General features: G+C 68.3%; 13 protein-coding genes. 7 read left to right on the forward strand and 6 right to left on the reverse strand.

What is annotated here, in order from left to right; all coding sequences use genetic code 11:
• Nucleotides 1–8: 8 nt before the first annotated feature.
• Both prpC and prpB read right to left on the reverse strand, forming a co-directional pair.
• The gene (gene prpC, locus BLS66_RS02510) at nucleotides 9–1,166 is read right to left on the reverse strand and encodes a bifunctional 2-methylcitrate synthase/citrate synthase (protein ID WP_005418357.1); all 1,158 of its coding nucleotides are present in this window, start codon (nucleotides 1,164–1,166) and stop codon (nucleotides 9–11) included.
• A 35-nt stretch (nucleotides 1,167–1,201) separates the two neighbouring features.
• Complete coding sequence (prpB, locus tag BLS66_RS02515) at nucleotides 1,202–2,095, reverse strand: methylisocitrate lyase (RefSeq protein WP_074725002.1); 894 nt, start codon at nucleotides 2,093–2,095, stop codon at nucleotides 1,202–1,204.
• A 154-nt stretch (nucleotides 2,096–2,249) separates the two neighbouring features.
• On the opposite strand from prpB, the gene prpR reads away from it, so the two are divergent.
• Nucleotides 2,250–3,833: a propionate catabolism operon regulatory protein PrpR gene (gene prpR / locus BLS66_RS02520; protein WP_074725084.1), complete on the forward strand. Its 1,584-nt coding sequence runs from the start codon at nucleotides 2,250–2,252 to the stop codon at nucleotides 3,831–3,833.
• Between the two features lie 56 nt (nucleotides 3,834–3,889).
• Here prpR and BLS66_RS02525 read toward each other — a convergent pair whose 3' ends face one another.
• From BLS66_RS02525 to pdxH, 3 genes are read right to left on the reverse strand one after another with little or no spacing between them, the layout of a single operon-like run.
• Nucleotides 3,890–4,249: a YqfO family protein gene (locus BLS66_RS02525; RefSeq protein ID WP_049468786.1), complete on the reverse strand. Its 360-nt coding sequence runs from the start codon at nucleotides 4,247–4,249 to the stop codon at nucleotides 3,890–3,892.
• Nucleotides 4,246–4,707: an aminoglycoside N-acetyltransferase AAC(6')-Iak gene (aac(6')-Iak, locus tag BLS66_RS02530; RefSeq protein ID WP_074725003.1), complete on the reverse strand. Its 462-nt coding sequence runs from the start codon at nucleotides 4,705–4,707 to the stop codon at nucleotides 4,246–4,248. The genes BLS66_RS02525 and aac(6')-Iak overlap by 4 nt, the downstream gene beginning before the upstream one ends.
• Entirely contained in the window at nucleotides 4,704–5,303 is a 600-nt protein-coding gene (gene pdxH / locus BLS66_RS02535; protein ID WP_049468783.1) for a pyridoxamine 5'-phosphate oxidase, read from the reverse strand. The genes aac(6')-Iak and pdxH overlap by 4 nt, the downstream gene beginning before the upstream one ends.
• Before the next feature lie 40 nt (nucleotides 5,304–5,343).
• Here pdxH and BLS66_RS02540 point away from each other — a divergent pair, with 40 nt between their 5' ends.
• Nucleotides 5,344–6,171: a kinase gene (locus BLS66_RS02540; RefSeq protein ID WP_074725004.1), complete on the forward strand. Its 828-nt coding sequence runs from the start codon at nucleotides 5,344–5,346 to the stop codon at nucleotides 6,169–6,171.
• A gap of 6 nt (nucleotides 6,172–6,177) precedes the next feature.
• Here BLS66_RS02540 and BLS66_RS02545 read toward each other — a convergent pair whose 3' ends face one another.
• Complete coding sequence (locus BLS66_RS02545; protein ID WP_005410663.1) at nucleotides 6,178–6,381, reverse strand: dodecin family protein; 204 nt, start codon at nucleotides 6,379–6,381, stop codon at nucleotides 6,178–6,180.
• A 98-nt stretch (nucleotides 6,382–6,479) separates the two neighbouring features.
• Between BLS66_RS02545 and BLS66_RS02550 the strand changes: the two genes are divergently transcribed.
• From BLS66_RS02550 to mdtD, 5 genes are all read left to right on the forward strand, one after another.
• Nucleotides 6,480–7,022 carry a shikimate kinase gene (locus BLS66_RS02550; RefSeq protein ID WP_049468779.1) on the forward strand — a complete coding sequence of 181 codons (543 nt, stop codon included), beginning with the start codon at nucleotides 6,480–6,482 and terminating at the stop codon, nucleotides 7,020–7,022.
• Nucleotides 7,019–8,131: a 3-dehydroquinate synthase gene (gene aroB / locus BLS66_RS02555; protein ID WP_074725005.1), complete on the forward strand. Its 1,113-nt coding sequence runs from the start codon at nucleotides 7,019–7,021 to the stop codon at nucleotides 8,129–8,131. Before BLS66_RS02550 ends, aroB begins: the two co-directional genes overlap by 4 nt.
• An 87-nt stretch (nucleotides 8,132–8,218) precedes the next feature.
• A complete protein-coding gene (locus BLS66_RS02560) occupies nucleotides 8,219–8,458 on the forward strand; it encodes a WGR domain-containing protein (RefSeq protein ID WP_049468776.1) in 240 nt (79 codons plus the stop codon).
• A 26-nt stretch (nucleotides 8,459–8,484) separates the two neighbouring features.
• Nucleotides 8,485–9,567, forward strand: coding sequence for a uroporphyrinogen decarboxylase (gene hemE, locus BLS66_RS02565; RefSeq protein ID WP_049468774.1), 1,083 nt, complete (start codon nucleotides 8,485–8,487; stop codon nucleotides 9,565–9,567).
• Between the two features lie 92 nt (nucleotides 9,568–9,659).
• Nucleotides 9,660–11,069 carry a multidrug transporter subunit MdtD gene (gene mdtD / locus BLS66_RS02570; RefSeq protein WP_143025120.1) on the forward strand — a complete coding sequence of 470 codons (1,410 nt, stop codon included), beginning with the start codon at nucleotides 9,660–9,662 and terminating at the stop codon, nucleotides 11,067–11,069.
• Nucleotides 11,070–11,587 lie beyond the last annotated feature (518 nt).

An 11,587-nucleotide genomic window follows, 5' to 3' on the forward strand; every position in this document is an offset into this window, starting at 1 on the left:
CAGGAGGATCAGACGCGCTTGTCGATGGCGACGAAGTCGCGGTCTTCCGGGCCGATGTAGTTGGCGCTCGGGCGGATGATCTTGCCGTCGATGCGCTGCTCGATGATGTGCGCGCTCCAGCCGGCGGTGCGCGCGATCACGAACAGCGGGGTGAACATCGCGGTCGGCACGCCCATCATGTGGTAGCTGACCGCACTGAACCAGTCCAGGTTCGGGAACATCTTCTTGATGTCCCACATCACCGATTCCAGGCGCTCGGCGATGTCGTACATCTTCATGCTCGACTGTTCCTCGGACAGCTCGCGGGCCACGTCCTTGATCACCTTGTTGCGCGGATCGGAGACGGTATAGACCGGGTGGCCGAAACCGATCACCACTTCCTTGCGCTCGACGCGCGCCTTGATGTCTTCCTCGGCCTCATCCGGGTTGTCGTAGCGCTTCTGCACTTCGAACGCCACTTCGTTGGCGCCGCCATGCTTCGGGCCACGCAGCGCCCCGATGCCACCGCAGATCGCGCTGTACATGTCGCTGCCGGTACCGGCGATGACACGGCAGGTGAACGTCGAGGCGTTGAACTCGTGCTCGGCGTACAGGATCAGCGAGGTGTGCATCGCCTTCACCCACGAATCCTGCGGCTTTTCGCCATGCAGCAGGTGCAGGAAGTGGCCGCCGATCGAATCATCGTCGGTTTCCACGTCGATGGCGCGGCCGTTGTGGCTCCAGTGGTACCAGTACAGCAGCATCGAACCGAGGCAGGCCATCAGCTTGTCGGCGATGTCACGCGCGCCCGGGTGGTTGTGGTCGTCCTTCTCCGGTGCCACGCAGCCGAGCACGGACACGCCGGTGCGCATCACGTCCATCGGATGCGCCGACGGCGGCAGCTCTTCCAGCGCGGCCTTCACCGCGGCGGGGATGCCACGCAGCGACTTCAGCTTGGCCTTGTACGAAACCAGCTCGGCGCGGGTCGGCAGCTTGCCGTGCACCAGCAGGTAGGCGATTTCCTCGAACTCGCTGGTGTTGGCCAGGTCCAGGATGTCATAGCCGCGGTAGTGCAGGTCGTTGCCGCTGCGGCCCACGCTGCACAGCGCGGTGTTGCCGGCCGCGGTGCCGGACAGGGCGACGGACTTCTTCGGCTTGAAGGTCGGGGTTGCGGTCGTATCGTTCATGTTTCCCTCCGAAACTTGATGGTGCAGGGTACTGCTTATTTCTTGGCGGCGAACAGCGCATCGAGCTGCTGCTCGAAGGCGTGGTATCCGATGCGGTCGTACAGCTCTTCGCGGGTCTGCATGGTCTCCACCACGTTGCGCTGGTGGCCATCGCGGCGCACCGCCTGGTAGACGTTCTCGGCCGCCTTGTTGGCCGCGCGGAACGCCGACAGCGGGAACAGCTGGATGGCGACGCCGGCCGAGGCCAGTTCATCGCGGCTGAACAGCGGGGTGGCACCGAATTCGGTGATGTTGGCCAGCACCGGCACCTTCACCGCGTCCACGAAGCGGCGGTAGGTGTCCAGATCGTAGGCGGCCTCGGCGAAGATGCCGTCGGCACCGGCCTCGACGCAGGCGATGGCGCGCTCGATCGCCTTGTCCACGCCGTCCACCTGGATGGCATCGGTACGCGCGATCAGGAAGAAGTCCGGATCGGTTTTGGCATCGGCCGCAGCCTTCACACGGTCGACCATTTCACCCTGCGAGACGATCTCCTTGCCCGGACGGTGACCGCAACGCTTGGCACCGACCTGGTCCTCGATGTGGCAGGCGGCCGCACCGGCCTTGATCAGCGACTTCACGGTGCGCGCGATGTTGAACGCGCTCGGGCCGAAGCCGGTATCGATGTCGACCATCAACGGCAGGTCGCAGACATCGGTGATGCGGCGCACGTCCACCAGCACGTCTTCCAGCGTATTGATGCCCAGGTCCGGCAGGCCCAGCGAGCCTGCCGCAACCCCGCCACCGGACAGGTAGATGGCGTGGAAGCCGGCGCGCTTGGCCAGCAGGGCATGGTTAGCGTTGATGGCGCCGATCACCTGCAGCGGCGATTCGGCAGCCAGCGCCTCACGGAAGCGGGCACCGGCGGAGAAAGGGGCGGAAGCGGTCATGCGGCAATCCAGGTTGAAGTCCAGAAACGAAGGCGCAAGCACCGTGCCAAGCTGCAAGCTGTTGATTTCACGGGCATGACTGACCGGCCAAAGTGAAACATATGAAACATTGAAACGGATGTATCATGAAACATTCCGACCGATGGCTGCCGTCATGTACCTGCCCCGCTCGCCCCTGCGCCACGCCGATGCCGACCCCGGCCGCCCGATCATCTGGACCGTCAGCGTTTCGCGCCTGACCGGCCTGCTCGGTGACGTCATTCCCGAGTTCGACCGTCGCGCGCGCATCGAGCAGATCAGCCTCGGCTTCGAGGAAGCGGTGGCCGTGATCGGCCAACGCCTGCGCCGGGAACACTGCGACGTGGTCATCGCCGGCGGCTCCAATGCGGCGTGGCTGCGTGGCCGGCTGGAGCTGCCGCTGGTGCCGATCCAGGCCAACGGCTTCGACCTGATGGAAGCGCTGGCGCGCGCGCGGCGGATCGCCAGCCGCATCGGCCTGGTCACCCACGCCAGCGACGTACCGGTGTTCAGCAACTTCCAGCAGAGTTTTGGCCTGGAGATCGAGCACCGTCGCTTCGTCACCCGCGAGGACGCACGCGACTGCATTGCCGACCTGCGTGCCAACGGCATCGAAGTGATCGTCGGCACCGGCATGGCCATCGACCATGCCGAGCAGGCCGGCCTGCCCGGCGTGCTGCTGTACTCGGCCGATTCGGTACGGCAGGCGTTCGAACACGCCCTCGAACTGACCCAGGCCCTGGCCCGCTCCACGGGCAGCCGGCCGCCCCTGCGCCGGCGCCCGGCAGTGCGCAGCGACGCGCATGAACTGCTCGGCGACAGCGACGCGATGGCACAGGTGCGTGCGCAGATCGCGCTCTACGCGCCGCATGACAGCACCGTGCTGGTCAGCGGCGAAACCGGCACCGGCAAGGAACTGGTGGCGCGCCAGCTGCATGCGGCCAGTGGCCGTCGTGGACGCTTCGTGGCGCTGAACTGCGGCGCGATCAGTGAGTCGCTGCTGGAAGCCGAACTGTTCGGCTACAGCGACGGCGCCTTCACCGGCGCGCGTCGCGGCGGCCGCGTCGGCCTGGTCGAAGCGGCCGACGGCGGCACCCTGTTCCTGGATGAAATCGGCGAGCTGCCGCTACCGCTGCAGACCCGCCTGCTGCGGGTGCTGGAGGAACGGGAGGTGCTGCGCGTCGGCGCCACCGAACCGACCCCGGTCGACCTGCGCGTGGTGGCCGCCACCCTGCAGTCGCTGGAGCAGCGCGCGGCGACCGGCAGCTTCCGTCGCGACCTGTACTATCGGCTGGCCGCGCTGCGCATCACCCTGCCCGCGCTGCGCGCGCGACGTGGTGACATCCCGTTGCTGGCACAGCACTTCTTCCGCCAGCTGCGTGGCATCGACGCGCCATTGGATGAGGAGGCACTGGCGGTACTGAGCGCGGCCGAGTGGCCGGGAAACGTGCGCGAACTGCGCAATCTGGTCGATCGGCTGCGCATCCACTGGCAGCCCGGTGAAGGGCTGATCGATGCGGCGCGGCTGCTGCAGCTGGCACCCGAGCTGGTGCATGAAGGTGTCGCGACGTTGCCGCTGGAAAGCAACGGCAAGCGGCCACCGCGTGCGCAGCTGGAAGCACTGCTGCGGGAACACCGGCATGATCGTGAGGGCATGGCGCAGGCGCTGGGGGTATCCCGCACCACGCTGTGGCGCTGGTTGCGCGCTGAAGGCCTGTAAAGCCGAGCCCATGCTCGGCTGATGTTCGCGCGAAAGCAGCCGGGCATGGCCCGGCTCTACAACCGCCGCCCGTCAGCGAGCAGCAGCTCGATGTCCTCCACCTGCACCACCGGTACCTGCCACGGATGATGCGGCACGATGCCCTGCTCGAAGATGCGCTGCAGCCGCTGCGGATCGCGCGGCAGGCAAAATTCCAGGCGCACGCTGTCGACCACTTCGGTGCGACCCGCTTCACCCTGCACGGGCGACGCCCCCATGCGTGGGCGGAACTGCTCGAATCCCGGCGCCGACCACCACATGCCATGCTCGTAGTCGCCGGCCGCGAGCGCATCCACCGCGAGGATGCCCCGCTTCACTGCGTCCAGCGCGGCCGATGGAACAAACACCACCACGCGGTACAGCGCCACGCGATTCACGCCGATGGCTCCAGTGGCATGCGGAAATAGACCACCCGTTCGGTCTCTTCGAAGCCGCAGGCCCGATGCGCGGCGTGAGCCTGCACGTCTTCCACGCGACTGTCCGAAGCCAGTTCGCGGCAGCCCGCGTCGCGCGTCCATGCCCGCACCGCCGCCAGCAGGGCGCGGCCCACGCCGCGGCCTTGCCACTGCGACTGCACGTACCAGCCCTCCAGGAAGCCCACCGGCGAGGAATCGGTGCCGTTCACGTAGTCATGGCGCAGGCGCACTTCGGCGAAGCCGATCGCCTGGCCACCCGCTGCACACGCCAGGAAAACCGCACCTGCGTCCTCGGCCAGCGCCGCCACCAGCGTCTCCAGCGGATCATCGGCATCGGGCCACAGGCCCAGACGCAGCTGCGCCCACGCGACCGCATCGGCCGCCGTGGCCGGGCGGATCGTGGCCGCGCTGCCGGTCACGGGTACAGCAGGCGCTTGCTCCAGCGCCCTTCCGCACCGGCTTCATAGCACCAGCGCTCGTGCAGGCGGAACTGCGCGCCGTACCAGAACTCGATGCGGTCGGGCACCACGCGCAGGCCGCTCCAGCCTTCCGGGCGCGGCACGTCCTTGCCTTCGAAGCGCGCTTCGACCTCGGCCACGCGCGCGTCGAACTCCTCGCGGGTTGCCAGCGTCTTCGACTGCTGCGAGGCCCAGGCGCCGATCTGGCTCATGCGCGGGCGGCTGGCGAAATAGGCGTCGGCCTCGGCGTCGGCGACCTGCTCGACACGACCCTCGATGCGCACCTGGATGCCGGCCTCGCGCAGGCTGCGCCACAGGAACAGCAGCGCGGCCTGCGGATTGGACCGCAGCTCACGGCCCTTGTGGCTGTCCAGGTGCGTGTAGAAGACGAAGCCGCGCTCGTCGAAGGCCTTCAGCAGCACGGTGCGCGCCGATGGGCGCCCCTGCGCATCTGCAGTCGCCACGGTCATCGCGTTGGGCTCGACCTCGCGGCTCTGTTTGGCCTCCTCGAACAGGCGGGCAAACGTGGACAGGGCTTCGGCGTACAGGTCGCTCATGATGGCGTTGTTCTCACACGGTTTGGGCTATTGTGGCTGCATGGCCGCTGCTGCGTATATGCCCCAGGTGAAAGGATTCCCCGAAACATTGGCCGAACAGGCGCTGGACGATGCACTGTCCAGCGGTGCAGCGGTTCCAGTATTGGCGATCAGCGGCCTGCAGGGGAGCGGCAAATCGACGCTGGCCGCACAGGTGGTCGCACGCGCCCGGGCCCGCGGCCTGTGCGCGGCCAGCCTGTCGATCGACGATGTCTACCTGACCCGTGCGCAGCGCCAGCGCCTGGCGCGCCAGGTGCATCCGCTGCTGATGACCCGCGGCCCACCCGGTACCCATGACCTGACGCTGGCGCACAGCGTGCTGGACGCCGTGGCAGCGCGCCGCCCCCTGGCGATGCCGCGCTTTGACAAGCTGGCCGATGAACGCTTGGCCGAGGCGCAATGGCCGCACCTGGGCACGCCACTGGACCTGCTGGTGTTCGAGGGATGGTTCCTCGGTACGCCCGCGCAGGATGACGCTGCGCTGGACGCCCCGTTGAACGCGCTGGAACGCGAAGCCGACAGCGACGGCCGCTGGCGCCGCTGGTGCAACCAGGCGCTGGCCCGCGACTACCCCGCGCTGTGGCAGCGTTGCGACCGCCTGTGGTTCCTGCAACCGCCGGATTTCGCGGTCGTACCGCGCTGGCGCTGGCAGCAGGAGCAGAACCTGCAGGCCGCGCAGCCGGGCCGGCACGGCATGAGCCGGCCGCAGCTGGAGCGTTTCGTGCAGTACTACGAGCGGGTCAGCCGGCAGGCACTGCGCACGCTTCCCACGCTCGCCGACCACGTCGTGGTCCTGGACGGCCAGCGGCAGGTGCAGGCCGTGCGCTGAGCGCGGCTATTCCACCAGGAAGGTCACCCGCAGGTTGACCCGCCATTCGGTGATCTCGCCGCTGCCGTTGGTGACCACCTTGGTCTCGTTCACCCAGGCGCCCTGGATGCCCTTGACCGTCTCGGAAACCTTCTTCAGTCCGCTGCGCACCGCATCCTCCACGCTCTTCGGCGAGGAGGCGGTGATCTCGATGACCTTGGCGACCGTCATGACCTGTGCTCCGGTTGGCGCGGGAACCCCCGCAGGAATGCCCACCCTGACGTGAAGAACGTAAAGGCCAGGGCACGGAGGTGTTAGCATCAGAGGGCATGAATCCTGCTCCGAACCTGATCCTGATCGGCCCGATGGGCGCCGGCAAAACCTGCATCGGCCGCCGCCTGGCCGAGCGCTTCACGCTGGACTTCGTCGATGTCGACCAGGCCATCGTCGAGGCTGCCGGCGCCGGCATCCCGACCATTTTCGAGCATGCCGGCGAAGCCGGTTTCCGCCACCATGAACGCCAGGCCCTGGCCCGCGTGCTGGAAGGCCGCGGCCAGCTGGTTTCTACCGGCGGTGGCGCGGTGCTGGATCCGGACAACCGTGCACTGATCGCCCAGCGTGGCTTCGTGGTCTACCTGCGGGTCAGCGTGGCCGCGCAGCTGGAACGCCTCGCCCGCGACAAGGGCCGGCCGCTGCTGCAGCGCCCGGACCGCGAGCAGGTGCTGCACGATCTGGCCGCGCACCGCGACCCGCTGTACCGCGAACTGGCCGACCTCACCCTCGATACCGACCCGTACACCGCTGCCGACGCGACCGCCCAGCTGGTGGTCAAGCTGGCCACGCAATGGCAGCGCCAGGACCTGAACGCATGACTTCTCCCGCCTTGCTGCAGGTCGCCGTTGGCGGCGACCGGCCCTACTCCATCACCATCGGCGCAGGCGCGCAGGCCGACGGCGCCGCGCTGGCCGCGCATGTGCGCGGCCGCCATGTGCTGCTGCTCAGCGACAGCGAAGTGGCCCCGCGTTATCTGGCGCCGGTGAAGCAGGCGCTGCTGGCCGCGCGCCCCGACCTGATCGTCGGCGAGCATGTCCTCGCCGCGGGCGAAGCGTCCAAGACCCTGGCCGAATTCGGCCGCGCGATCGAAGCGCTGGCTGCGCTCGGCGCCACCCGCGATGCCTGCGTGTTCGCGCTCGGCGGCGGCGTGGTCGGTGATCTCGCCGGGTTTGCCGCGGCCTGCTGGATGCGCGGCGTCGACTGCGTGCAGCTGCCCACCACCCTGCTGGCGATGGTCGATTCGTCAGTCGGTGGCAAGACCGCGGTCGACATTCCGGCCGGCAAGAACCTGGTCGGTGCGTTCCATCCGCCGCGCGCGGTCATCGCCGATACCCGCGTGCTGGCCACCCTGCCGCCGCGCGAGCTGCGTGCGGGCCTGGCCGAAGTGGTCAAGTACGGCGCGCTGGGTGATGCCGTGTTCTTCGAATGGCTGCAGCAGCATGCCGATGCGCTGCTGGCCGGCGAGGATGCCACGCTGGCCGAAGCCATCGCGCGCAGCTGCCGGCACAAGGCCGCGATCGTCGAGCGCGATCCGTTCGAGAAGGGCGAACGTGCCCTGCTCAACCTCGGCCACACCTTCGGCCATGCCATCGAAACCGAGCAGGGCTACTCCGCGCCCGGCCGCGATGCGCTGAACCATGGCGAGGCGGTGGCGGTGGGCATGGTGCTGGCGGCGAAGCTGTCCACCGAGCTGGGGCTGGCCGACGATGCCGACCGCGTGCGCCTGCAGGCGTTGCTGGAACGCCTGGGCCTGCCCGTGGCGATCCCGGCCGGGCTCGACCCGCAGGCCCTGCTCGGCCGCATGCGCCTGGACAAGAAGAACGTGGCCGGCCGCCTGCGCCTGGTGCTGTGGCGCGGCATGGGGCGTGCCGAAGTGGTGCCGGACGTGGATGAGGCGGCGGTGCTGAAGGTGCTGTCGGCCCGGTAGAGCCGGGCTGCGCGGCAGGATTGCCAGCCAGCGGCCGGCACGACCGCGTTGCGGCCGGGGTCACCCTGGCCCCGCTACAATCGGCCCATGCACGTCTACCTGCAACATCCCGACGCCGGTGCGCAGGCACCGCGCTTCCTGCGCCTGAGCCTGCAGCCGGACCTGTTTGGCGGCTGGGAGCTGCTGCGCGAGAGCGGCCGCGTCGGCAGCCGCTCGCAGTTGCGGCGCGAGCTGTTCCTGCACGCTGACGAAGCCCGCCACGCCTTCGAGAAGGCCCGCGATGCCGAACTGCATCGCGGTTTCCAGATTCTCTCGCACGGCGACTGACGCCGCTGCCAACTTTCGCCCAAGGAATGCCCATCGTGACCAGCCCTCTCCGCAACGATCGCCTGCTGCGCGCCCTGCGCCGCGAACCGGTGGACTGCACCCCTGTCTGGCTGATGCGCCAGGCCGGCCGCTACCTGCCGGAGTACCGCGCGACCCGGGCCAAGGCCGGCAGCTTCCTGGCCATGGCCAAGACCCCGGAGATTGCCTGCGAAGTCACCCTGCAGCCGCTGCGCCGCTTCCCGCTGGATGCGGCCATCCTGTTCTCGGACATCCTCACCATTCCCGATGCGATGGGCCTGGAGCTGTACTTCGTCGAAGGCGAAGGCCCGAAGTTCCGGCACCCGGTGCGTGACGAAGCCGCCATCGCCCGGCTGGCGGTGCCGGACATGGAACAGGACCTGGGCTACGTGATGGATGCGGTGCGCCTGATCCGCCGCGAACTGGACGGCCAGGTGCCGCTGATCGGCTTCTCCGGCAGCCCGTGGACACTGGCCTGCTACATGGTGGAAGGCGGTGGCAGCAAGGACTTTGCGCGCATCAAGGCCATGGCACTGAACCACCCGCAGGCCCTGCACCGCCTGCTGGAGGTCACCACCGACGCCGTGATCGCCTATCTCGGCGCGCAGCGCGCGGCCGGTGCACAGGCGCTGCAGGTGTTCGACACCTGGGGTGGCGTACTGTCGCCGTCGATGTACCGCGAGTTCTCGCTGCGCTACCTGCAGCGCATCGCCGAGGAGCTGGAGCGCGGCGAAGGCAGCGAGCGCACGCCGCTGATCCTGTTCGGCAAAGGCACCGGCCTGCACCTGGAAGCGCTGTCGCACACCGGTGCCGATGCGCTGGGCCTGGACTGGACGCTGGACCTGGACGAGGCACTGCGGCGCACTGGTGGCCGCGTCGCCCTGCAGGGCAACCTCGACCCGACCACGCTGTACGCCTCGCCGGATGCGATCGCCGCGGCCGCCGCACGCGTGCTCGACACCTATGCCGCTGGCAACGGCGGCTCGCGCGAGGGCCATGTGTTCAACCTTGGCCACGGCATGTCGCCGGACATGGACCCGGCACACGTACAGGTGCTGGTCGACGCGGTGCACGCGCACAGCCAGCGCTGAGCATTCCGCAGGCCATCACGGCGCGACCTTGATCGCGCCGTGACCCGCAGTGCGCGATCATGGCGGCCCCCATGCTGCACCGGCCGCACGCCATGCCTACATCGTCATCGACCTACAACCGCCACCGCCCCCTGCTGTGGCTGGTGTCCCTGGCGATCTTCATGCAGATGCTGGACTCGACCATCGTCAACACGGCGCTGCCGGCGATGGCGGCCAGCCTGGGCGAGAGCCCGCTGCAGATGCAGTCGGTGGTGTTCAGCTACGCGCTGGCGGTGGCCACCTTCATTCCCGCCTCCGGCTGGATCGCCGACCGCTACGGCACCCGCCGCACGTTCCTGGTGGCGATCATCCTGTTCACCCTCGGCTCGCTTGCGTGCGCACTGGCCCAGCACCTGCACCAGCTGGTCGGGGCGCGCGTGCTGCAGGGCATCGGCGGCGCGATGCTGCTTCCCGTGGGCCGCCTGGCAGTGATGCGTTCGGTGCCACGCGAGGATTTCCTGCGCGCGATGAGCTTCATCGCCATCCCCGCGCTGGTTGGCCCACTGATCGGCCCCACGCTGGGCGGCTGGCTGGTCGAGATCGCCTCATGGCACTGGGTGTTCCTGATCAACCTGCCGATCGGCGTGATCGGTTTCATCGCCGCGATGAAGATCATGCCCGACCACTACGCCAGCCATCGCACCCGTTTCGACCTGCGTGGCTACATCATGCTGGCCTTCGCGATGGTGGTGCTGTCGCTGGCGCTGGACGGCATCTCCGGCCTGGGTACGCCACATGCGCTGGTGATGCTGATGACCGTGGCCGGCCTGGCTGCGCTGGTGGGTTACTGGCTGCACGCCGCCAACTCCACCGCACCGCTGTTTTCGCTGGCTTTGTTCCGTGTGCCCAGCTACCGCATCGGCATCCTGGGCAACCTGTTCTCGCGCATCGGCAGCAGTGCCATGCCGATGCTGATCCCGTTGCTGCTGCAGGTCGGCCTCGGCCTGGGCCCGATGAACGCCGGCCTGATGATGGTGCCGGTGGCGGCGGCCGGCATGGTGTCGAAGAAGCTGGCGGTGAAGCTGGTCGAGCGCTATGGCTACCGCCGCGTGCTGATGGTCAACACCGTGCTGGTGGGCCTGGCGATGGCCAGCTTCATCCTGATGACACCGGGCCAGCACCTGGCCTGGCGCCTGCTGCAACTGGCCTTCTTCGGTGCGGTCAATTCGCTGCAGTTCACCGTGATGAACACCGTGACCCTGCGCGATCTGGACCGCGAATTCGCCAGCTCCGGCAACAGCCTGCTGTCGATGGTGATGATGCTGGCCGCCGGTTTCGGTGCCGCAGCCGCCGGCAGCCTGCTGGCCGCGTTCGGCAATCACCTGGACAGCAACAGCGCCACCGCAGCGCTGCACGCGACATTCCTGTGCGTCGGCGCGATCACCCTGACCTCGACGATGATCTTCTGGCAGCTGCCCGACACCATGCCCGAACCGCGGCAGGTCGAGCACGTCGCGGAGTGAAGGGGTTCGGCAGGGCCTGCGGCCCTGCACCCGCGGTAGTGCCGGCCGCTGGCCGGCAACAACAACAGCGAGCATTCCGTGGGTTGGCGGGGCGGTGTGGGCTTGCAGCACACGCCGTAAACCCCGCTCTGCGGTCCGGCCCAGCCGCTGGCGGCTGGGCGTTCGGGTGCTCGCGAAGCAGTGCTTCGCAAGCAAAGCGCCCTCACCCCTGGGGGCTCGATGGCGCCATCCATGGCGCCAACGGTCCTGCAAGCCCACACCGCCCCACCTCTGACAGGTTCACGCGGCTGTGGGTAACAGCGACTGTTGGAACGCGCGGTTGTTGGTAGGTGTCGACCTTGGTCGACACATCTGTCAGATCTCGAATTCCAGATTGGGGTCAGAGCCCGTTGCGCAGCAACGGGATCCGACCCCGTGCTCCGACAGATCGCGGAAAACTGTCGAAGGCGGGGTGGGTCCGGTTGCGGGAGTGTCCGCGGCATGGATGCCGCGGCCAAGCCCCCATGGATGGGTTTACG

Origin of the sequence: Stenotrophomonas pavanii, assembly GCF_900101175.1 — a bacterium.
Lineage (GTDB): Bacteria > Pseudomonadota > Gammaproteobacteria > Xanthomonadales > Xanthomonadaceae > Stenotrophomonas > Stenotrophomonas pavanii.